The organism is Oceanococcus sp. HetDA_MAG_MS8 (assembly GCA_019192445.1).
In the GTDB taxonomy this organism is placed as follows: Bacteria; Pseudomonadota; Gammaproteobacteria; order Nevskiales; family Oceanococcaceae; genus MS8.
Window position 1 is genome coordinate 162,911 of sequence record JAHCMK010000005.1, and the last position, 21,913, is coordinate 184,823.

Annotated in this window: 19 protein-coding genes and 1 riboswitch; of the genes, 4 read left to right on the forward strand and 15 right to left on the reverse strand. The window is 60.7% G+C overall.

Features of this window, described 5'->3' with window-relative positions; all coding sequences use genetic code 11:
* Positions 1 to 19: 19 nt before the first annotated feature.
* Genes KI787_10530 through KI787_10545 form a run of 4 tightly spaced genes read right to left on the reverse strand, consistent with a single transcriptional unit; the run spans position 20 to position 3,400 of the window.
* A complete protein-coding gene (locus tag KI787_10530) occupies positions 20 to 706 on the reverse strand; it encodes an SDR family NAD(P)-dependent oxidoreductase (GenBank protein ID MBV6630388.1) in 687 nt (228 codons plus the stop codon).
* 36 nt (positions 707 to 742) lie between these two features.
* Positions 743 to 1,399, reverse strand: a complete 657-nt coding sequence (locus KI787_10535; protein ID MBV6630389.1) for an HAD-IA family hydrolase — start codon at positions 1,397 to 1,399, stop codon at positions 743 to 745.
* Positions 1,396 to 2,103, reverse strand: a complete 708-nt coding sequence (ubiG, locus tag KI787_10540; protein ID MBV6630390.1) for a bifunctional 2-polyprenyl-6-hydroxyphenol methylase/3-demethylubiquinol 3-O-methyltransferase UbiG — start codon at positions 2,101 to 2,103, stop codon at positions 1,396 to 1,398. The genes KI787_10535 and ubiG overlap by 4 nt, the downstream gene beginning before the upstream one ends.
* Positions 2,090 to 3,400 carry a TRZ/ATZ family hydrolase gene (locus KI787_10545; protein ID MBV6630391.1) on the reverse strand — a complete coding sequence of 437 codons (1,311 nt, stop codon included), beginning with the start codon at positions 3,398 to 3,400 and terminating at the stop codon, positions 2,090 to 2,092. Before KI787_10545 ends, ubiG begins: the two co-directional genes overlap by 14 nt.
* 57 nt (positions 3,401 to 3,457) lie before the next feature.
* On the opposite strand from KI787_10545, the gene mtnA reads away from it, so the two are divergent.
* Complete coding sequence (gene mtnA / locus KI787_10550; GenBank protein ID MBV6630392.1) at positions 3,458 to 4,465, forward strand: S-methyl-5-thioribose-1-phosphate isomerase; 1,008 nt, start codon at positions 3,458 to 3,460, stop codon at positions 4,463 to 4,465.
* A gap of 559 nt (positions 4,466 to 5,024) precedes the next feature.
* Here the strand turns inward: mtnA and KI787_10555 are convergent.
* The 4 genes from KI787_10555 to KI787_10570 form a co-directional block, all read right to left on the reverse strand.
* Positions 5,025 to 6,632, reverse strand: coding sequence for an alkaline phosphatase D family protein (locus KI787_10555; protein MBV6630393.1), 1,608 nt, complete (start codon positions 6,630 to 6,632; stop codon positions 5,025 to 5,027).
* 201 nt (positions 6,633 to 6,833) lie between these two features.
* Positions 6,834 to 8,237, reverse strand: a complete 1,404-nt coding sequence (fumC, locus tag KI787_10560) for a class II fumarate hydratase (GenBank protein ID MBV6630394.1) — start codon at positions 8,235 to 8,237, stop codon at positions 6,834 to 6,836.
* Between the two features lie 84 nt (positions 8,238 to 8,321).
* Positions 8,322 to 9,992: a CehA/McbA family metallohydrolase gene (locus KI787_10565; GenBank protein ID MBV6630395.1), complete on the reverse strand. Its 1,671-nt coding sequence runs from the start codon at positions 9,990 to 9,992 to the stop codon at positions 8,322 to 8,324.
* A 57-nt stretch (positions 9,993 to 10,049) separates the two neighbouring features.
* Positions 10,050 to 11,045, reverse strand: coding sequence for a hypothetical protein (locus KI787_10570; protein ID MBV6630396.1), 996 nt, complete (start codon positions 11,043 to 11,045; stop codon positions 10,050 to 10,052).
* 113 nt (positions 11,046 to 11,158) lie between these two features.
* Between KI787_10570 and gmk the strand changes: the two genes are divergently transcribed.
* Positions 11,159 to 11,734, forward strand: a complete 576-nt coding sequence (gene gmk, locus KI787_10575; protein MBV6630397.1) for a guanylate kinase — start codon at positions 11,159 to 11,161, stop codon at positions 11,732 to 11,734.
* A gap of 12 nt (positions 11,735 to 11,746) precedes the next feature.
* Here the strand turns inward: gmk and gdhA are convergent, their stop codons facing one another.
* Positions 11,747 to 13,099 carry an NADP-specific glutamate dehydrogenase gene (gdhA, locus tag KI787_10580; GenBank protein ID MBV6630398.1) on the reverse strand — a complete coding sequence of 451 codons (1,353 nt, stop codon included), beginning with the start codon at positions 13,097 to 13,099 and terminating at the stop codon, positions 11,747 to 11,749.
* Between the two features lie 332 nt (positions 13,100 to 13,431).
* On the opposite strand from gdhA, the gene KI787_10585 reads away from it, so the two are divergent.
* Positions 13,432 to 14,286 (forward strand): MerR family transcriptional regulator, encoded by an 855-nt coding sequence (locus KI787_10585; GenBank protein MBV6630399.1) that lies wholly within the window; start codon positions 13,432 to 13,434, stop codon positions 14,284 to 14,286.
* On the opposite strand, the gene KI787_10590 is transcribed toward KI787_10585, so the two are convergent.
* The 6 genes from KI787_10590 to KI787_10615 all read right to left on the reverse strand — a co-directional run bounded on the left by KI787_10590 (position 14,261) and on the right by KI787_10615 (position 20,649).
* Positions 14,261 to 15,025, reverse strand: a complete 765-nt coding sequence (locus KI787_10590; protein MBV6630400.1) for an SDR family oxidoreductase — start codon at positions 15,023 to 15,025, stop codon at positions 14,261 to 14,263. The two genes, KI787_10585 and KI787_10590, sit on opposite strands and share 26 nt — an antisense overlap.
* Positions 15,026 to 15,147: 122 nt before the next feature.
* Positions 15,148 to 15,780 (reverse strand): LysE family translocator, encoded by a 633-nt coding sequence (locus KI787_10595; GenBank protein MBV6630401.1) that lies wholly within the window; start codon positions 15,778 to 15,780, stop codon positions 15,148 to 15,150.
* Between the two features lie 92 nt (positions 15,781 to 15,872).
* Positions 15,873 to 16,400 carry a GNAT family N-acetyltransferase gene (locus KI787_10600; GenBank protein ID MBV6630402.1) on the reverse strand — a complete coding sequence of 176 codons (528 nt, stop codon included), beginning with the start codon at positions 16,398 to 16,400 and terminating at the stop codon, positions 15,873 to 15,875.
* Between the two features lie 28 nt (positions 16,401 to 16,428).
* Positions 16,429 to 17,364 (reverse strand): DUF1295 domain-containing protein, encoded by a 936-nt coding sequence (locus tag KI787_10605; GenBank protein ID MBV6630403.1) that lies wholly within the window; start codon positions 17,362 to 17,364, stop codon positions 16,429 to 16,431.
* Positions 17,365 to 17,664: 300 nt separating this feature from the next.
* On the reverse strand, positions 17,665 to 18,864 hold the full coding sequence (locus KI787_10610; protein ID MBV6630404.1) for a hypothetical protein: 1,200 nt from the start codon (positions 18,862 to 18,864) through the stop codon (positions 17,665 to 17,667).
* 33 nt (positions 18,865 to 18,897) lie between these two features.
* Entirely contained in the window at positions 18,898 to 20,649 is a 1,752-nt protein-coding gene (locus KI787_10615) for a TonB-dependent receptor (GenBank protein MBV6630405.1), read from the reverse strand.
* 24 nt (positions 20,650 to 20,673) lie between these two features.
* Positions 20,674 to 20,875, reverse strand: a riboswitch (cobalamin riboswitch).
* Positions 20,876 to 21,071: 196 nt separating this feature from the next.
* Between KI787_10615 and KI787_10620 the strand changes: the two genes are divergently transcribed.
* Positions 21,072 to 21,845 (forward strand): inositol monophosphatase, encoded by a 774-nt coding sequence (locus KI787_10620; protein MBV6630406.1) that lies wholly within the window; start codon positions 21,072 to 21,074, stop codon positions 21,843 to 21,845.
* The last annotated feature ends 68 nt before the right edge of the window (positions 21,846 to 21,913 follow it).

The window sequence follows — 21,913 nt, forward strand, 5'->3', positions numbered from 1 at the left end:
TTGCCCATAACTTCTGTGTTTAGCGAACTTCAGCGGGAGTGCCTTCCTTGGGGCTAAGAAGCCACTCAGCCCAAGGTTGGCACACTTGGGCGGGATTGGCGAGCGTACGCGGGTCCTCACCGGGGTAGACCAAGCCCCGAATGGGGCTGGGTAGGGCCGGCGGAACGACACGTCGCACCTCCAAGCTTTGCTCGGCTTCGGCGGCAACCTGTTCCAGTAATGTGTCCAAGCCGGCCTTGGCAATACCATAGGCTCCCCAAAAGGCTTTGCCGCTACGTCCGACTTCGTCGCTGACTCCTAGCACGCGCCCGTGAGCAGCTTGCTTGAGTAAAGGCAGGAATTGATGCAGCAGCCAGATAGGGGCGTGGAGGTTGACCTTAAGAATGGTGTCCACATCCGCGGGCTTGAGGTGATCCAAGGGGTGAAGCCCGGTATGCGTAGCCGCGCACAGTACCAGCGCATCCAAACCTTGGTCTTCCAAAGCTTGGCGTAATTCCGTGATATGGGCTGGGTTTGCCTTGGAAAAATCGAGTGGTACCAGGATTGGCGCCTGACCTCCGGCCTCTTGAACCGCATCGTCCAGCGCTGCCAGTTTATCTTCGCGGCGACCCATGGCAATCAGTTCTACCTGGGGGTCGCGGCGTACTAGCTCCAAACACAGGGCACGGCCGAGGACGCCCGTGGCGCCGGTGATCAAGATTCGCATGGTTTGTTTGGTCAGCTGTATCAGTGAGAAAAGGATTTATCGCTGGGGGATGAGTGTGCTGAGTTCACGCACCTCGCGCGCATACAGGTCGGCGCCCCAGGTGCTGCTGTCATCCTCGGGTTCCACATAACCCCAGCCGCAGGCAATGGTCTGCATGCCAGCCTCCCGTCCGGATTGTATGTCGCGCGGAGCGTCCCCCAAATATCGGCAACGCGATGCCGAGATGCCTATGTGGGCTGCCGCCAGCCAGAGTAGATCGGGAGCAGGTTTGGCGCGGGTCCCGCTGTCGCCCCCGAGGAGCACCGCAGGGCGTAACTGCAAGGCCTCAATCAGCGGTCGTGCTAATGCGATGGGTTTGTTGGTGACAATACCCCAGGCAATGTCTGCAGACTCCAGCTGATTCAGAATATGGCTCACGTCTGGGAAAAGGCGGGTGTGCTCGCAAAGATTGCTTGCGTAGAGGTCTAGGAACTCTTGGCGGGCAGCTGCGAACTCGGGCTGCGACTCCGACAAGTCCAGACCATACTTCAAGAGTCCGCGGGCACCATTACTCGCCTGGTGGCGTAGTTGCTCCTCTGGTAGCGGATCAAGGTCCCTGCTTTGGCGCATGCGATTGACGGCGGCAATCAGGTCAGGGGCGGTGTCGGCCAGGGTGCCGTCCAAGTCGAACAGCCAGGCTTGCCGGGCTTTCATGGCTTGGTCGCCGTCAAAAAGTAATTCACGCGCAGGTCTTGATGCAGCTTAAAACTGCGGGTCAGCGGGTTGTAGCCCAACCCGCGCGTGCTTTGCACTTCCAAGCCAACTTCGCGACAACAGCGGGCTAGCTCCGAAGGGCGAATAAATTTGGTGTAGTCATGGGTCCCGCGCGGCACCATATTGAGCAGGTATTCCGCGCCGACGATGGCTTGGATGAGCGCCATGGGGTGGCGATTCAGTGTAGAAAATACCACGCTGCCGCCAGGGCGGAGTAAGTCGGCACACGCGGCGACCACCGACTCTGGCGCCGGAACATGTTCCAGCATCTCCATACAACAAATGAGGTCGAAACTCCCTGGCTGAGCCTGGGCACAGTCTTCGGCGGATTGCTCGCGGTAATCGATGCTGAGCCCGGACTCTTGAGCATGGCTTCGGGCCACGGCCAGAGCCTCGCGGCTCAGATCCAAGGCCGTTACCTGGGCGCCAGCCTGCGCCAAAGCTTCGCTGAGGATGCCGCCCCCACAACCGATATCCAAGACTTTGCGCTCGGCCACTGGGCTTGCCTCGCATATCACCTGCATACGCAGGGGATTGATCTGGTGCAGTGCGCCCATGGGGCCCTGGGGGTCCCACCAGTTTGCCGCGAGTTGGTCGAAGTTTCGTAGTTCCTTCGCGTCGGCGTTTAGGCTAGGTGTTGTCATTACGCATCCTCTGTTGCCATTCGGCCACGGTGTTTTTGATTTGCGATGTGTCCAACCCCTGAATACTGCCTTGGTTGACGCGGGCCTGGCCCGCTATCCATACCTGACTGATGTGGTTACGTTGAGCGCTGTAAACCAGATGGGAGAGAGGGTCAAAAATTGGCTGCGATAACCAGTCATCACAGCGCAAAGCCACCATGTCAGCAGCTTTGCCAGGCTCTAGGCTGCCAATGTGGTCCTCCATTCCTAAAGCTTTGGCACCACCAATAGTGGCCATTTCCAATGCTTGAAAGGCCGGTAAGGCATCGGCGCGTTGCGCGACGCCCTTGCCGAGCAGAGCGGCTGTACGCATTTCACCAAGGAGGTCTAAGTCATTATTGCTGGCGGCGCCATCGGTGCCCAGAGCGAGATTAACGCCGGCCTCCGCCAAAGCCGCAGTGGGGCAAAAGCCACTGGCCAGTTTGAGGTTCGACTCTGGGCAATGCACAACGCTGGCACCCGCATCGGCCAGCAGCTGCATTTCGGCCGCCTCCATTTGGGTGCAGTGCACGGCGGTGAGCATTTCGTTCACCAGGCCGAGGTCTTGCAGTCTGGCCAACGGGCGATGACCATTTTGGCTTTGTGCCTCAGTCACTTCATGCGCCGTTTCATGCACATGCATATGCACACGCACGCCCAGCTCATCGGCCAGCGCACGGATGCGACTCAGGCTCTCATCGCCAACGGTGTAGGGGGCATGCGGAGCAAACATGGTGCCCACCCTAGCGTGCCCTTGCAGGCTGTCATGGAGCTCCCGGCCACGGGCAAAATAAGCATCTGGGCTGTCGGCATAGGGCGTGGGGAAGTCGAGCACAATCATCCCCACGCGGCCGCGCATGCCGAGTTGATCCAAGGCAGCGACAGTGGCCTGGGGATGGAAGTACATGTCGTTCACGCAGGTAACACCGCTGCGCAGACTTTCGGCCAAGCCCAGCAGAGCACCGTCATGGCAAAACTCGGCGTTTATCATCCGCCCCTCTAGCGGCCAGATATGTTCTTGCAGCCAAGTCATTAAGGGCAGGTCGTCGGCGACACCGCGCATCAGCGTCATGGCAAGGTGGGTATGTGCGTTGACCAAGCCGGGAATCAGCAGATGCTGGTCCAAGTGCTGGTCAGGCTCCAGCTCTGGAAAGTCTTTCGCCGGACCAATAGCCTCAATACGGCCCTGGCTCATTACGACGATGCCGTCGTCGATGACCTCTGCCTGCGGAACCACGGGAATGATCCAGCGGGCGCGAATGATCTGTGTGTCTGTCATACCAGCCCTATGGTCAGCGACAATAGTCACTGTTGCCCAAAAAATTGAATTGTACCGATGACCCGAGCATTGCTGGCCCCTTTGCAATGGCAAGATGAGGCCTTACTGATTTTGGACCAGCGCCTGCTACCCCAAGATACGCATTGGATTCGCTGTGTGCGCATGGTGGATGCTGTCCAGACCATTGCCAACATGGCCGTCCGTGGAGCCCCGGCCATTGGTCTGACCGGCGCCTACGCCTTGGCTTTGGCTAGACGCGAGGGTTTGGAGTTGGCTGCGGCTGCGCGGACTATTAAGGCGGCGCGACCCACAGCGGTTCATCTGGCCTGGGCCGTGGACGCGGCCATGGCAGCCGTACCCGATGGAGACCCGGCCCAGTTGCTAGCGTTGGCTCAAGCTATGCAGGCCGAAGACGCGCAGCTCAATCAGCGAATGGCGGAGCATGGCGCCGCTTTGCTCCCGCCAGGTGGAATCGTGATTACGCACTGTAATACGGGGGCGCTAGCGACTGGGGGCTGGGGGACGGCCTTAGGGGTTATTCGTACGGCGCATGCTCAAGGTCGTGTTCGCGAGGTCATCGTGGACGAAACGCGGCCTTGGTTGCAGGGGGCAAGGCTGACTGCCTGGGAGCTGGCACAAGAGGGGATTCCTCATCGGTTGATTGCGGACGGTGCGGCGGCCTGGGCGATGCGCCAGTTGCGCCCAAGCTGGGTGATTGTGGGCGCGGACCGGATCGCTGCCAATGGGGATGCCGCCAACAAAATTGGCACCTTTAGCCTGGCGGTTTTGGCCCGCAGTCTGGGCGTGAAAATGATGGTGGTGGCCCCCCTAGCGACGATTGACTGGGGTTTGGCTTATGGCCACGGCATTCCCATCGAGGAACGCAGTGCCAGCGAGCTCACATCTCTGCGCGGGCAGCCTTTGGCTCCTGCTCAAACTCCGGCCTGGAATCCCGTATTCGATGTCACACCAGCGCACTTGATTGATGCCCTGGTCACGGAAGCGGGGGTGGTGCTGCAGCCGGATGCCCGCAAATTGGCGGCTTGGCGACGCTCACAGGGCTGATGCTGCCGAGCCGGAGGCCGGCGGCGCAACGCGCTGGGGCCATCCTGGCGTAGCACGACGCCTGGTGATGGCAAGGCTCAACGCAGCGGACATGCGCGGAGGCCCGGCGCGGGGCGGATCAGGCCCGCAGGGGAGCGGGCAGGACGCCCGCTCCCGCCAGCCGGGTCAGGAGACCCGTCTGGCGGCCCCGACCCGTGCCGGATCAGCAGGAGCGCTCAGTCCGCGGAGGTGGGCCTTGGCATCTGCGCGAAGGTTTTTCCCTGCGGCTCGCGGGGATTGGCCGAGATCCCTGCCGCAAGCCGCCGGCCTCCGGCCCGGCACACGCTACGCGCTGTTTCGGTCCGCCTGCGGGGCCTGCAGAAACCCGCATCCTGCGGGTCTGCAGGGGCCAGACGTCGTGTCTGGCCCCGCTGCGCGGCCTGATCCTCCAGCGGCCCGGCGCTCCGCTACAGTGCCGAGCCGGAGGCCGGCGGCGCAACGCGCTGGGGACCTTGCCATCCGCAGCACACGTCATACCGCAGCCTCGCATCATGTCTCGGGCAATGAGGGGTGCGCCGGCCTATACCGGTGTAGAGGCGCCGTCCTCAGGAGCCAAGGCGGGCGCGTCGCTCTTTTCGGCGCTTGGGCTGCCAATACGCTGCACACGGTTGCTGCCGTGGTCGCAGGCGTAGGACTCGCCAAAGGCTTCTACCTCGCTGGGCATGGCAACCGTATCCACAAACCACCAATCGGCCTGCATGCGTTCCGGCGTGATGTCCATGACCATGTACCCGCGCATGTCGGTTTCGATGAACTTCACATGGAGGTTCTGGCCCACAAAGCCGAGATCACCATTGTCCAGCGGGAAGGCGGAAGTGACCGAGTTGGACACAAACTCCACGGCCAGTGAGCCCTCGCCGGTGACAGGGTTGTAGGCTAGCGGGTTGTTGGGGTCGCGGACCACGTCCAGCGCCCAGGCCGAATGGATGTCGCCGGTGATAAACCCACAGTTGGGCACCTCTTCGAGCAAATCGAAGATGCGTTCGCGGGCCACCTGGAAGCCATCCCATTGGTCGGCATTCAAATACAGACCGCCGCAGGTGGGCTGGTCGGGCAGACCAAAGATTTTCCATTGTCCCAGCATCACGCTGGTCCCGATCATGCGCCATTGCGCGGTGGAGTTGCGCAGTTCCTCGCCCAACCAGGCTTCCTGCACCTCGCCCAGCATCTGGCGGCTGGGATCGGTCAGGGCCGGTTCGCACAAAGCGGGCGAGTCGGCGGGTGGTTCATCGCGCAGCAGGCGGGTGTCCAGCATCACCAGGTCCAGCAACTCGCCGTATTGCAGCTTGCGATACAGGTGGGCATTGGGGTTACTCAGCGGGTTGAACTGCTCGCGGACGGGCAGCCACTCGAAGTAGGCCTGGATGGAAGCGGCCTTGCGGTCGCTCCAGTCCCCTTCACCCTCGCCATGGGCCCGAGCTCCCTCGCGGAAGGAGTTGTTGGCCGATTCGTGATCGTCCCAGATGGTGATGAAGGGATGTTGGCGATGGCATTCCAGCAGATCGGGGTCGGTGCGGTACTGCTGAAAGCGTTGCCGATAACCCTCCAGCGTGAACACTTCACCACCAGGCTTGGTGTCGCGTACGGCGTTAGACGCGCCGGCATAGAAATAATCGCCCAGATGAATGACGGCATCCAGGTCGGCACGCCGGGCAATCTGCTGGTAGGCATTGAAGTAGCCGTTGCCATAGTTGGAGCAGGCCACCACGGCAAACCGCAGGTGCTCATTGCTGCCTAAGGGGGCTGTGCGCGTACGACCCAGCGGAGATTGCTCATCCCCCACGCTGAAGCGGTAGTAGTAAGTCGTGCCGGGAAAGGGGAGGGCGATGTCCTCTTTGATCGTGAAGTCGCGCCCGGCCTCTGTGATGCCCGAGGCGGTTGCCACAACCTGGGTCAGAGCAGGGTCGGTGGCCACAACCAGGGAATACTCCACCGGGCTGATGCCGTCCGCGGGCAGGGCACGGGTCCAGAACACCACCCGGTCGGCAAGGGGGTCACCGCTGGCCACGCCATGGGTGAAGACCGAAGATGAGCGGGCTGTGGCCTGGGTTTGCGAAGGAGATTGACAGGCAGAGAGGATCGCGGAGGCCGCGCAGGCCTGCAAAAACGTGCGTCGATTGTGGGGCATGGGGGAGTCGGCCTCACTGGCCGAAATGTCAGGTTCTCGGGCGTGGGAGGATACGCGTGAGCTGTGACATCTCCGTGAAAACCTCAAGCCCTTTATTTGGCCGACTAGACCTCGATAGCGCTTCGGACCGAGAGCAGGGGAGTGCCGCCCAAGCACTTCCTCGCGTATTTATTCCATATCTTCGGTTCGAGCCCCGCAGATTCAGAATGACTCGGAGTCCTCCGGTCCCAGCATCTGCTCTGGGCGCACCCAGCGCTCAAAGTCTTGCTTGCTGATCTGGCCGCTGTGCAGGGCGGCTTCGCGCAGGCTGATGCCCTGGGCATGGGCCTCTTTGGCGATGGCTGCTGCTGCGTCATAGCCAATCTGCGGAGTGAGCGCGGTGACCAGCATTAGCGATTGCTCCAGCAGTTCCTCGATGCGCTCCGCATTGGCCGTAATGCCCGCAACGCAGCGCTGGCGGAAGGATTGGCAGGCATCGGCCAACAGCGTGCTGGACTCCAGAATATTGTGGATGATGACCGGCTTGTAGACGTTGAGTTCGAACTGTCCCTGGCTGGCAGCGAAGCCCACTGTGGTGTCGTTGCCGATGACCTGGGCGCAGACCATGGTCAGTGCCTCGCACTGGGTGGGGTTGACCTTGCCGGGCATGATGGAGCTGCCGGGTTCATTGGCAGGCAGCGTGATCTCACCCAGACCGCAGCGCGGGCCAGAGGCCAGCCAGCGAATATCGTTAGCGATTTTGTGCAGGCTGGTGGCGAGCTGCCGGTGCGCACTGCTGAGTCGGGTTAGGGCTTCCTGCCCGGCCAGAGCGGCGCGTTTGTCCGTAGCACTGCGAAATGCCAGTCCACAGCGTTGGCTCAAAACTTTGGCGACCTTGGGCCCAAACTCTGCTGGAGCATTGAGCCCAGTACCCACGGCCGTGCCGCCCTGGGCCAGCTCCAGTACGTCCTCCAGCGCTTGTTGGACCGCTTCAATTCCGTATTGGAGCTGGGTGGCATATGCGCCGAAGACCTGCCCCAAACGCAGCGGGGTCGCATCCTGCAAGTGGGTGCGACCGATCTTGATGATGGGCGCAAACTCCTCGGCCTTGTCCTGCAGTGCTTGCCGGAGTGCGCTCAGGCTGGGCAGCAACTCACGGTGGGTGTGCAGGGCTGCCGCCACGTGCATGGCCGTGGGGAAGACATCATTGGAGGATTGCCCGCGATTGACGTCATCGTTGGGGTGCACCAGACGATTCTGGCCGCGCTCTCCGCCGAGGAGTTCACTGGCCCGGTTGGCGATGACCTCGTTGGCATTCATGTTGGTCTGGGTGCCGCTGCCGGTCTGCCAGACCACCAAGGGGAACTCGCCATCCCAGTCACCCTTTGCGACCTCAGCGGCAGCCTGCATGATTGCCTCGGCTGGGTTTTGGCCCAACGCCCCGCTCTCCCGGTGAACTTGAGCGCAGGCCCGCTTCACTTCCCCTAAGGCCTGGATGAACACCCGAGGCAGCCGCTGGTGACCTATAGGAAAGTTTTGCAAAGAACGTTGTGTTTGCGCTCCCCAAAGCCGCTGCTCGTCCACCGCAACCGCTCCAAGGGCATCTGTTTCCTGACGTTGTGACACCGGATCCTCCTGGACTCATAGCCACGTTCACGCTACCACTGTTGGGCAGCGCTGATCAGGGGGTTGGTGAGTGGCGGCGGGTGATTAGTTTGACGTGGGCTGGAGGAAAACAGGGTTGCTAATCAATGTGCGGCTGGCGATGTCGCGGGTCTCAAAGCGCCAGATACTGCCCAGTGGGCCTTCATCAAAGGGAACCCGAAACATTGTGAAGTTGCCAACATAGGGATCCGTAGTGACCACCTGGGAGTGCACGGGGACTTGGTCACGATAAAGGGTGAGGATCTGGCCACTCGCCCCCTGTAAGCTGATTTGTGCGGTGGCTTGGTCGGCTTGCAGTTGGCTGCCGAAGCTGCCTTGTTGGCCATCGCTGGTCGTGACCATGAGCTCGGCTGTGGGGGAGTCGTTTACCCCCCGTACTTGAACGTAGGCGCGGCCCTGTTGCAGGGCCTCGCGAATGCCACTGCGCGATAACTCAGCCGAATAGATTTGCGTGGCCGAGCTGCCGTAGCCAACGCGCTCACGCTCGGCAGGGCTGGCGACGCCCTTGTAATCCGAAGCAGACACGGCGGTCATGAAGAAACCTTGGCGCAGCTTGTCCAACCACCAGTCTATGGCGGTAGTGATGAAGGGGTTTTCGATTTGGACGCCGAGCGAGGGTAGGCCCACATCTGCGCCATCAACAAGTGGCGGTCCGGTGACTACTTCCACCGTATCGACGGCTGAAAAATCCGTGAAGGCGTCTAGCTCGTAGGCGCAGCCCCGGCATAGGTTCGAGAATAGAGGTGGGGGGAAAATTGTGGGATGGTTGATTTGAAACAGCGCGCCGGCTGCTTTGGCCTGTTGCTGAATCAGGCTCATCGTGATGTCGCCATAGCCATGGCGGTACTCGGGGCTGCCGTTCACCGTGCCATGCACGTTCACGTGACCAAAGTAGGTAATCACCTCGCGCCCCGGCCAGAGCAGGAGTTCGGGGTTGGCAGCTTGTGCCTGCGCCAGTTCCCCGTGGTGGCGCTGGGTGACGTAGTCGGTGAGCATCAGCAGGTCTAGCCCGGCTGCGCGGGCTTGCTCAATCACGCCGGTCCAGTCAGGTGCTTGGGGGTTGGAGTGATAGCCATGCATGTGGAAGTCGCCGGCATACCAGCCCGGCGTGCTCCGTGCCACGTAGTTGGGGTCTAGCGGGGCTTTGGGGCGAGTCTCCAGGGTTTGTGCCTCTGGCAGGCAGCGGATGTGGACCTCGGCATCAGCGCCCTGGCTGCCTGTGGCGGCGAGCCCCAGTTCCACATGCCAGATACCCGGCTGGATAGGGCCGGGCTCAAAGCCGCGATCGGCACTATCCGCCTGGATGAAGACTGGCCCGCTATCGCTATCCAGTCGTCCTTGCCTGCTGCCGCCCCAGCCACGAAAGCCAGACTCCAGTCCACGGCTGTCCCACAGTCCCAGATCTACCGTTGTTGCCGTCAAGGGGTTGCCAGGGACAAAGTCACGACTGGTCCAGCCATACAGCACTTCAATGCGCTGTGTGCCTGCCGGCACGTTAAACGGCAAATAGGCGTAGCTGCGCCGCTCGGATGGCTCGAAACCCCGCTCTAGCACCAGGGCATCGCGGTCACACATAGGGGGAAGCTCGGATATGTCGCGCCCGAGGTCTGCTCGGCCGCCACCGCAGCCGGCCAACAGGGCAAGGAGCAAGCCGAGTCCGGTGCAAGCCAAGACTGAGTTCGGCCGCATGAGCGCGTGAGCAACAACGAATGTCATCTGAGATCGCGAGGTGTGGGTGCAGAGATAGTGCCAACAAGGCATGACAAGGGTGGGTCAGAGCCCAAAGGGCATGTCCAAGACGATATTGGCATTAAAAAAGCGTTCTCTGAGCGTACTGCCGTCGGGCTCACGAAACCATCCATTGCCTATGCTGGCCAGTAAGAAGAGTTCTCGGGGAATCAGAGGACAGCGATAGATGGTGCGCATGCCGTACTCACGCATACTTTCCGCCCGACCAGTATCGCCGGTGGCGTAGAACTCCAGAGCGATGCCGGTTGCCGCTCCCAGGCTCTGGTAGAGAACCATGGCGCCCCGCCAATCTACCGATTGTGTGACCCCTGATTTGGTGCCCACATAGTCCCAACGAAGCAGGGTGGTATCGGAGGTGGTCACCGCTGCATCGAGGCCGAAGGTGACGCCCAAATCGTCCTTGTTGGTCCAAAACGGAATCAGACGCAGATTCACTAAATGGGCGTTGCCCGTGGTGATGTTCCACAAAATACGTTGGCGTAGAAAGATTTCGGGATCATCCAAACTGCGCGCGCCAACGTCAAAGGAAGAACGAATGCGATACCCCGTGGGCAGTCTATAGCCCAGGCCGGCCAGCCACTGTTCTTCGTCCTCGAGTACCGGAAACTCCTCGCGTAGGGCCAAGCCCTCAGAACGGCCGGAGACAAAGTCATTATCTGGCTCCCGGCCCACAAAGGCGCTGAGCCGGTCCTCCCAATTTGGCAGATTCACCCGTACTCGAAGACGCAGGTTGAAGTCCCAGCTTTCTCGCTCCGAAAAACCCACGGCCACAGAGAGGCGCCCATGGCTTTGGCGGGCGGCCTGCACATCAGCTACGCCACCCAACATCCCGTCTACCCACAGGTTAGCTTCACATAGCCACTCACTGAGCCCTTCGCGGGCCATATCAATGAGATTTCTGTCGCTATGCTTGGTGGTGTCGCAGTGGAAATACAACATCTCGGGCTCGGGTACTGGTGTATCGCGATCACTCAGTGCCCAGCTTTGCGGCGACGCCGCCCCTACCAGCGCTACCAACACACAATGCACTACATGGCTACGCCAAAGTCGACGGCGTTGGCACTTCTGTCGAGCAGACTGTGCTGAGGACAAATACACTGCGCAGGAACCTATCTCAGCATGTTGAACAGTCCATGGCACAGGGCATACTGCTCATTCTTACGGCTCCTTCTGGAGCGGGTAAAACCACCTTGGCGCATCGCTTGATCGAGCGCTGGGAGCAGCGCGGCCGTCAGGCGCGCTTTTCGGTGAGCTACACCACAAGGTCGCCACGGCCGGGTGAGCAAGATGGCGTGGATTACCACTTCGTCGATGACGCCACCTTTGAAAACATGGTGCAAGCTGGAGACTTCTTGGAGCATGCTGGGGTGTATGGGCGGCGCTATGGCACGGGACGCGCGGCTACCGAATCAGCGCTGAGAAGCCATGACCTAGTGATCCTCGACATCGACTGGCAAGGGGCCAGACAGGTGCGCGAACAGTGGCCTGAGGTATTGAGCGTATTCATTCAGCCTCCGTCTTTGGAAGAGTTAGAGCGGCGCTTACGCGGCCGCGGCCAAGATAGCGATACGGTCATCGCCAGCCGCATGGCGCAGGCAGAGGCAGAGCTCAGCCATGCCGGTGAGTTTGACGTACGCATAATCAATGCCGATTTGGACCAGGCCTTGGCGGAGCTCGATCAGGTGCTCGATGGTGACCAGCTGCAGTGAAATACGGTCCTATCAGATCACCCCATAGGCGAGCATGGCGGAGGCCACTTTTTCAAAGCCGGCAATATTGGCGCCGCGCAGATAATTCACCGGCCCCTCGGAGGACTCTCCATGTTCTACGCAGCGCCGATGGATGTCGCCCATGATTTGCCGCAGGCGTTGGTTGAGCTCCTCACGTCCCCAACTCAGGCGCATGCTGTTTTGAGTCATCTCGAGTCCAGACACGGCAACACCGCCGGCATTGGCGGCCTTGCTGGGCGCAAATAGCACGCCCGCGCCTTGGAAAGCCTCAATGGCAGGTTTGGTGCAAGGCATATTGGCCCCTTCTGCGACGGCCTGGCAGCCATTGTGAATGAGCTGTTTGGCGGCTTCGCCATCCAGTTCGTTCTGCGTGGCACAGGGGAATATCAGTTCTCCCTCTAAGCTCCAGGGGGCTTGTCCTTCCAGATACTCCGCTTTGTATTCTTGGGTGTAATCGCGAATACGGCCGCGTTTGTTGAGTTTGAGATCTTTGAGAAAAGCGAGTTTCTCTGCATTTAAACCCTCAGGGTCATAAATACTCCCGTCGGAGTCGCTCAGGCTATGCACCTTGCCGCCGAGCTCTATGATTTTTTCGCTGGTATATAAGGCGACATTACCGGAGCCTGATACCAGACACTTGCGCCCGTCCAGATCTTCACCGCGGTGTTTGAGCATGTCCTCCATGAAGTACACACAGCCATAACCGGTGGCCTCCACCCGAATCTCGGAGCCGCCAAAGGCTAAGCCCTTACCCGTGAGTACACCCACAAACTCATTGCGAATACGTTTGTATTGGCCGAATAAGTAGCTAATCTCGCGAGCGCCGACGCCGATATCACCGGCGGGGACGTCGCAGTAGGGGCCAATGTGGCGGTGCATCTCCGTCATGAAGGCTTGGCAGAATCGCATCACCTCGCGGTCGCTTTTGCCCTTGGGGTTGAAGTCCGAGCCTCCTTTGCCACCGCCCATAGGGAGTCCGGTGAGCGAGTTCTTAAAGGTTTGCTCGAAGGCCAAAAACTTCAACACCGACTGGGTGAGGTGCTGGTGGAAACGTAAGCCGCCCTTGTAGGGGCCGATGGCATTGCAGTGTTGTACGCGGTAGCCGCGTTGGGTGCGAACCTGCCCTTGGTCATCTTCCCAGCACACGCGAAAGCTCACAATCCGGTCGGGTTCGGTGAGCCTTTCTAAAATCTGCGCTTGCGCGAACTCAGGACGCGTGTCCAGGTAGGGAAGAATATGTTCAGCCACCTCACACACGGCCTGATGAAACTCGGGCTCGGCAGGGTTGCGGCGTTTGAGCCCCTGCATGAACTGGTCGAGTTGGTCTTTATGTTTATTCGTCATGCCGGTTGTCTCCAGTGAATAGTGATGCCCCGTAGGCAGGCAGTTGCAGTGCCACCACGCCCCATCATGACAATGTTTCAAGGCTTGGGTCTGCGACTTTAGCCCTAGGCTGCAGGGATTTCGCCTCCTCCGTGAGCCGGTGGCTGGCAGCATCGGCTGGGCCCTGTGATGCCTAAGCTTTCATCCACAACGCCACTATGGGCAGGGCTTTGGCCTCAACCCCAGCCAACGATCGGGAGTGCTCCACGCCGGCTTCCCGCTGGTGAGCATCGCTGGAGCTGTGGGTGAAAAATGGGGCTCAGCGCTACAGTCTGCGCTAACGACTGGGTATCATGCGCGATATGCCGGATTTAGCAGCCAACGCCCACGACCAAGACCTCAGCGGACAATCTTCGCGGGAATACACCGTGGACGAGCTTGCCCGCGTGGCCGGAACGACGGTGCGTAATGTTCGGGCCTATCAGGATCGTGGCCTTCTGCCAGCACCGGAAATTCGTGGCCGAACTGGGTACTACAACCATAATCACCTGGCTCGCTTACGCATCATCGCCAGCATGCTGGGACGGGGCTACACCCTGAACTCCATTGGTGAACTCATGGTGGCTTGGCAGGAGGGGCGTGACCTCACCGAGCTGTTGGGTTTGGAGGTGGCGGTGACGCAGCCTTTTGTGGAGGAGCTGCCAGAAACAACGACGCTACAAAAGCTCAAGGACGATTTTCACGGTGAGTTCACCGCCGCCACGCTAAGTAAAGCGGTGGCTCTGGACGTGGTGCGGATGCGCGGAAAAACTCTGGAGATCCCCAGCCCGCGATTAATGGCCGCTGGAAAAGCCCTAGCAGCCTATGGCATCCCGCTGGAGGAAATGCTGGATCTTATTGCGGGCTTGCGGGCAAATGTCGAGAGGGTCGCGCAGGGCATGGTCGAGATGGTGGCGCGCCACGTGGTTGACCCGCAGTGGCAAGGCGGGCTGCCCCCGTCGGACAAAATTGGCGACTTGGCGGCGGTGATCTGGAATTTACGCCCATTGGTTGAGAAGGCCGTACTGCCAGAGGTGTCGCGTGCAATGCACAAGGCACTGGAGAATCAGTTGGGCGATCGGCTGTCGGTGGTGATGGATCACCTCCCCGAGCGTCTGGATGCAGCGCCCAGCGGGGCCGCAGTCAAGCCCCGGTCAGACGCCGATTAAGTGCAATAGCGGCGGAGTCTGGAAGCATCCGCAGCACCTGTCTAAAGGCATGCGTGCCCAAGCCGACGAGGTAATGCAGCCGTGGCTTTTTCTCCGTAGCCGCTTTGAGCACCACCTGAGCCACATCTTCCGCCACCAGCTTCACCCCTAAACTTTTGGTGGCGGCCACCTGGGTCATTCCGCCGACCATGCGGGTATTCACGAACAAGGGCATAAGATCGCAGACATGAATACCTTGCGCCGCCCACTCCAAATGCAGGCCCTCGGTGAAGCCGCGCACGGCAAACTTACTGGCGGCATAGCTCACCAGTGCAGGCTGACCGAACAGGGCTGAGGCGGAGGATAAGTTGATAACCCGGCTGCCAGATCGCAAGTAGGGGTAGGCCGTGTGGCAAGCGGTCATGATGCCTTTGACATTGACATCCATGATGGCCAGGTGCTTATCCAAAGACACTTCGGTAAAGGGCCCGTCTGCCAGGATGCCCGCATTGTTGAGGAGCACGTCCAGAGGCTGTTCTGAAAATGTCGTGAAGGCCTCCAGAGCGTCTTGCCAGGCCTGTCCATCACACACATCGAGGTGGCCAAGAAAGATCTGCTGCTCGGAGTAAACCGCTGCCCATTCCTGTAACAGGGGTAAGTCGATGTCGAAGGCGCCGACGGTCCAGCCTTGGCTTAAGAACAGCTCTGCTGTGGCGCGGCCGATGCCTTGAGCGGCACCCGTAATCATGATGGTTGGCATGCATGGTCTCCTGGATCGCTGGCGGCAGTATACGGTCAGCCCTGCCGCCCGCTCATGCGTGTGTTGCCAGATGCTCGTTGTCGCTGATCCCTACCCATGCTCGCCATGCGAGGGCCTGCTTTCTAGCTAGTTAAAGCCAGCCTCAGGCCGAGGGCGATAAATAATGAGCCCAGGCCACGGTCGACCCAGGCAGCGGCATTGCGGTTACTGCTAATCGCCAGACTCAGCCGGCTGCCCAGCAGCACGGCAGGAACCTCCACAAAGGCAGCCAACACGATGACCAGGCTTCCGTGCAAGGCGAGCTGCGCCCCGACTGGGCCGGCATCGGCAACCACAAACTGCGGTAAGAAGGCTAAGAAGAACAGAGCGAGTTTGGGGTTGAGTGCAGAGACCAGCATGCCTTGACGATAAATGCGCCCATGCGCCCGTGGTGGAGCGGCTTGACCCTCGACGGAGAAGCGCCCATCGGAGCGCAGGGCCTGAACGCCCAGCCAGACCAGGTAGGCGGCTCCCAACCATTTCACCACGGTAAAGGCGCGGCCGGAGGCTGCCAGAACGGCGGACAAGCCCAGAGCCGCGAGGGCAACATGGGTAAAGGCCCCCGTCCAAATTCCCATCACAGCGACAAAGCCGGCCCGTTGACCATGCCGGATGGTCTGGCCGAGGATGTAAGCCAGATCTGGGCCAGGCGACAAATTCAGCAGCATTGTGGCCGAGACAAAAGCGGCCCAGTGGGCCCAGGTGTAGTCGAACATGGGAGTAGGGTCCAACAAGAATGCAGGGATGCAGAGTCGTCACAGCAGCAGTGAGGCCGCCACCAATCACGCAGGTTTTTTCCTGCAGGAGGCTAGGGCTTACGCATGCGGATGATCGCTAAGGGGTCTGCTTTGGCTAAGGGTACCCAAACCCGTTCGATCTCACGATAGCCATGGCGCAGATAAAAGCGCTCACCGCTTAGGGTGGAGCCGAGTTCAAAAGCCCTAAAACCCTGCAGTTTGGCCTGGTCTTCACAATGGTGGATGATGCGGCTGCCCAAGCCTTGACGGGCAAAGGCGGGAGCGACGAAAAAGGCGCGTATGCGGGCGGCGTCCGTAGCGGGCTGAAGTTTTGAGTCTGGCTGCGTTTTGTGCGCATCGGCACCGAAGAGGGTGCTGCGGTAGCTCCAGCCGCCGCAGGCTGCTAGCTCCTCTCCAACCTCAGCGACATAGTAGGTTTGGTCCTGGATAAGTTGGCTGTCGATGCCAAAGATTGTCCCTAGCGCGGCGCGTCGCTGGGCCGCGTCGTAATCGGCAGCCTGGAGCTGTTCTACGGAGCGAGATATTAAGCGTCGCAGAGCAGGAATATCAGACGCGAGTGCTGGCCGAATGCTAACCATGTGCGGTGCGGTTGTGGGGGAGGCCAGCTCAGCTGAGAGATTTTTCTGAGCGCGGAAACCAGGGGAAGAAGCGGTTGGTACGCTGCTGATAATCGGCATAAGCCGGACGTTTACGCACCGAGTAGTACTCGGCGGGCACGGCCCCTGTGAGATATACCAAGGTGGTGTACATCATGCCCGATGCGGCCACGCTGCCTAGACCCAACACCCCCCAAATGAAAGCGGGTTCAGAGTCCTTGAGGGCCCACCAAGAGGGTGCCGCGGCAATCACTAAGCCCGTCCAAACCAACCATTCCGCAAAGTAGTTTGGGTGACGGCTGAATCGCCACAGGCCAATATTGCACACACCCTGAGGGTCTGCGTTTTTATGAATGAACACCAATTTCTGGGCATCCGCCGTAGACTCAAGCAGATAAGCGATCAGCCAGAGGCCGAGGCCGCTGAGCTCCCAAGCACTGAGCTCAGCCGAGGGGTTAATCGCTAATAAAAAGCCAGGCAGTGCCAGCACAGAGGCATTAGCCAAACCTTGGGCCATAATTTCGGCCAAGACGTGGAGGCGGATGTGGCGGGTGCCGGCTTTCTCAAACACCATATGCCGATACTGATAACGCGGAAACTCGGTGTGAAATATCACCCCGGTTTTCCGTGCCATGGTCAGAGCGCCAAGGCCCATGCGTAAGCCAATCAATAAGTACACGCTGGCCGTCAATGCCCGGCGCACCAGCGCGCCATCACCAAGCACCAGGATGAGAACGCCGATGGTAGCCACGCCAAAAGGCCACGCGATGTCTACATAGGACATGCGCTGTGTGCGCAGGTAAGGAATGCAGGCTACGGCCGTGAAAAGCAGCAGCTGTAGCGCCGCATTCACGCCCAGCATGGTCACCAAAGCGCCACTTTGCGCCTGCATGCCCACAACCCAGGTCACGGTAAATACAACGCACAACACCACACCAAAGCTCATCCTGGCCTCCCGATTCCTTTGTTCATGAAGTGGCACAGATTTGTTGCGTTGTTGTGCGACACCCCTATCGCATCTTAACCAACTTTGGTGGCGGCGAGCCTCTGCCTCATCGCCTGTCTTTGAGCAGTCGGCTGGTCCGCGTTGCGGATGATGGTCCGTGGGGCTACGCATGAGACTATGCGGACACTCGTTATGCCGTGACGGGAACGGCGAAGGTGGGCGCGGGTCTCGTCCGCGATGCGAGCGGACTTCTGCACACATGGGGCGGCGGAATAACCGCTCATCCGCCGCCCCGTATCGCTACTGCGGTGACGCGCTTTGAATAAAGCTGATGTTGATAGGCACCAGATCGAGTGGGCTGCGGTTGAGCAGGCTGTCTGTTTGCGTGTCGAGCAGCAGTATTTCAGGTTGGCTGCCATCCACACCGGCACTTCCCACCCACAGGCGGCCTTGGGGGCCAAGCTGCAAGGTGCTCAGCTGAGTTTGCTGGGTGGCGTTGACCGCGGAGAGGGTGATGGCCTCACTGTCGGGGTCGTAGCGGTATAGGCTGCTTCCTCCAAAGGCAGCGCCGGCCGTGAACCAGATCTGACCGCGCGCATCACGGGCCATGCCCAGGATCTGCCCACGCGGGTTGTCCTCAGCCGTGCCATCGTCCACCAGCAATGTGCTGCTGCCATCGGCCAAGGACACGCGCGCAATCCCCCCCTCGTAGACGGGATTGAAACTCCCATCAAATCCGCCGTCACCCTGCACCAGAAGCGTTTGTCCATCCGGCGTGGGGATCAGCGTCGAGGGGTTGCGAATGGGCAGGGTGTAGCCCTGAGTGCCCGCCGTAGCAGGGTCTAAATCCACAACACGGTCATCCGCAAGATCAATGGCAATCAACAGCCCCGCCTGCGTGGCGGCAAAGTTGGGGTTCAGACGCTGCAGCGCCACCCAAAGCCGCCCACCGATGATCACCGCGTCGCTCATTTGCGGAACGCCGTCGCTATCAAAACCGGAGAGGTCAATGGTGCTGCGGAAGAAATCGGCCTCAGTGGCAGCCTGCGGGTTAACCACCCAGAGCGCGCCACTGCCATAGCGCAGCAAATATCCCAGACCCGGGCCAGCGGGAACCAGCAAGGAAGGATTGCTTTGGGTGTCCTCCTCGGCGCTTTCGGTGGAGAAGGTGGCTTCTGCAACGCCCGGTGCATCGCTGGTGTAACGGCTCAGCGTGTTGCTGCCAAAGCGTGCCAAGCGATACAGCGTGCTGCCATCGCCGATGACCCTCAGGTCAGAGGAGCCGGGGTCTAGCGGGGCACTGTTCAGGCCGCCGTCCAGGTCCAGCAGCAGGTGAGCACCACTGCTGAAGTCTGCAGCGCGTGCTGCCACCACGGCCGTGTTGCCGGCGGGCAGTGCGTTGTTGCCAGGGTTGATCGAGTCCGACTCGCTGCATGCACCCAGGGTGAGTGCGCAGGCTAGCCATGCTCCAGCGGAAAAGGGCCTAGACAATCGGTTCATATGTCCTCTTTTTTTGTGCGAAGGGAATGAGTATTAAAAGGACCGGCGCAGACTGAGCTGCCAGTGCCGGCCGGGTTCCGGAAAGCCATTGAATCGGGCATAGCGCGCGTCGCTGAGGTTGCGGCCCTCCAGGCGCCACAACCATTGCTGCCACCGGCCCTGCAGCTGCAGGTCGTGGCGCCGCACGGTGGGCGTGGCCAGCAGATTCAGGCTGTCGAAAAAGGCGCCGTCTTCAAACGCGAAGAGGTAGCGCAGCTCCAGCGATCCGGGCAGCGCCCACAGGCTGCTCCAAATGGCTTGGATGGGGGCGCGTCCGGGGAGTTGGCGGCCCGTGGTCACGCGGTTGCTGCGATCCTCGGTATGCAGCAGATCTACATTGAGGCCATGTTGTCCGCAGCGACCCCAGTTCCGTTGCAGATTCATGCTGAGGCCAGCGACTAGAGCGCGGCCGGCGTTCTGGCTACGCCCCAGGCCCTGGGCGGTGTATTGCGGGACGATGGCATCTTGCAGCCAGCGCACAAAGCCTTGGGCCTGAAAGTCAGGCTGCTGCCACTGCAGTTGCCACTCCCAGGCGTGTTCCGGGGCCAAGTCCGGATTGCCCTGGAAGAGTCCGCGGTTACCGTAACGCTCAAATAAGCTGGGAATCCGACTACGCAGCTGGATGGCGCTGCTCAGATGGACTTGCGGGGCCCAACGCAGGCCGAGCTGGCCGGCCAGGCCCTGGTCATCGCCCAGTTGCGGGCTGAGGTCGGCATAGGGCTGGAGCTGTACCCAGCTTTGCAGCGTGCCCGCCGCCCCGACCCATGACCAGGGCAGCTCCAACTGCACGCGGGTGACGTCCACATCGCCGGCGGCACCACGGGCATCGCGTGCCCGGTAGCGATAAAGCCCCAGCCGGTATTCGCCATCCATCCGCTCTTGCGGAAGGGCGAGTTCAATACTGGCGGTTTGCGCGCGGGTTTCGCTGGCCGCCAGGGCCACCTGCGCGCGGCGGTCGCTGAAGTCTTCATCCATCCAGCCCAGACTCAGACTCAGCCCGCTGTTGAGTCGCGTGGCCCAGAACGCCAAGGCTGTACGTAGCTGGGCTTCATTCGTGGCAGTGTTGCGCTGATTGGGTAGCGCCTCCTCGTTCCACACCAGCAGGGCGCGGTGCGCTGACTCCCCTGCCCAGAGCAGGCTGCCCTGGGCGGTTTGCGCATTATTACGCGGTTCATCGGCCCGCCGTTGGGGGTCGCTGGGGTCAAAAGGCTTGAAGGGGTTGCGCAGGGGGAAGTCGTTGTCGGCCCCTTGAATTTGAGCATGCCAGCCCTGCCAGCCGCCCAGTCCCAGATGCTGGCTGCCAAAACTACCCACGCTGGCCTCGGCGTAGGCGTTGTTGGACTCTCGAGTGTGCAGGTGGAGGTCGCCGGCGAGTCCGCGGCTGCGTTCATAGTCCAGGGTGGCAGCGTCCAGGGCAGCGGCCGGAAGCAGGGAGAGATTGAAGGCCGCGCCACCCAAAGTCGGTAGCGCAACTCCATCGAGCAGCACCTGGACTTGGCGGCTGCTGCTGCCGCGCAGGCTGGCTTCGCTGTAGGCGCCCAATCCACCCCGGCTGCGGACCTGCATGCCGGGTAGCTGCCGAAGCGCCAGGTTGAGGTCCGGGCGCAAGCCGTCCAGGGCCACCCGCGCAGCGGGCGCTGAAGATTCCACAGATACTGGCGGCAGTTCGGTACGCGCACTCAGCCCCGATGCCACCAGCATCAGAGCCCATGCGCATCCCCCCTGCCAGGATGCACGGTTATTCATCGCGCGCCTTGCCCTCCGCAAGCCGGTGAAAAGAGTGGTCCAGGCCGGTCTCCGGGCTGATCGCGTTGGTCAGGCATTCTGGCCTTCCCAGACCTTGGCAGGCCCAGTGGCATGATCGAACGCCGCGCGAATTACCGTTGCGGGGGCAGCGCCGGCTTTTTACCGGCTTCCCGTTTCACCTGCCACCACTCCCGATGGGGCAGACACCTTTCCCTCTAAGTTTCGGAGCATAGCGACATTGACCAATTGCTGCAGCTCCCAACGGTCATGGGCTGGCAGCGCAACTGCGACCGTATCTTCCGTGTAGAACCTGCACCATGTGCATGGGGGACGCCTAAACATTTATCGGAAGGGCCAGTCTGAGCAGCCGCGGTCGCTGCAGATTAGACTGGCCGGCCACATCTTTAACGCAATCTCATCCCATGACGCCGAGTCCTCGATTGCAGGCCGCTATAGACGCCGCTCAAGCTGCCGCCGACCTCATTCGTAAAGGCTACCGCAGCCAATTCGATGTTCAGATCAAAGCCGATGCCAGCCCGGTAACCGAGGTGGACATCGCCTGTGAACACCGCATTCGAGAAATTCTGGATGCAGCCTGCCCAGGGTATGGGTTCTTCGGCGAGGAAACCGGTCGTTCCGACAGTGACTCGGAGTTCATGTGGTTGGTTGATCCGCTGGATGGAACCAAGAGCTTTGTCCGTGGTTATCCCTTCATATCCACCCAGATTGCTCTGATGCAGGGGGAGGAGCTGGTTCTGGGCGTCTCCTGCGCCCCGTTGTTCGATGAGTTGGCCTGCGCTGAAAAGGGCCAAGGGGCATGGCTCAACGGTGAGTCTCTGCAGGTCAGTGATGTTAACGAATGGAGTCAAGCCACCCTGTCCACGGGGAATATTGCGGGTTTGGCCCAGCAGCCGGCTCGTTGGCAGGCCTTGGGCACCCTGTTGCCGAAGTTGCATCGTATTCGCGGCTATGGCGATTTTTACCACTATCACCTGCTCAGCGCCGGTCGAATTGATGCGGTACTGGAGTCCGATCTGAATATCTTGGATATTGCCGCCAACACCGTGATCCTGCGTGAGGCTGGTGGTGTGATCACCGACCTCGATGGAGGCCCCATTGGGCTACAGACCACATCTACCGTTGCCGGGAATGCGCATCTACAGCCGCGTCTGCTAGAGCTGATGCACGCACCCTGAGCCGGCTACGAATTCTTCGCCAGCCATTGCACTTAAGAAGCCGCCTCTATCCTCGGGAGGGCTGCTGC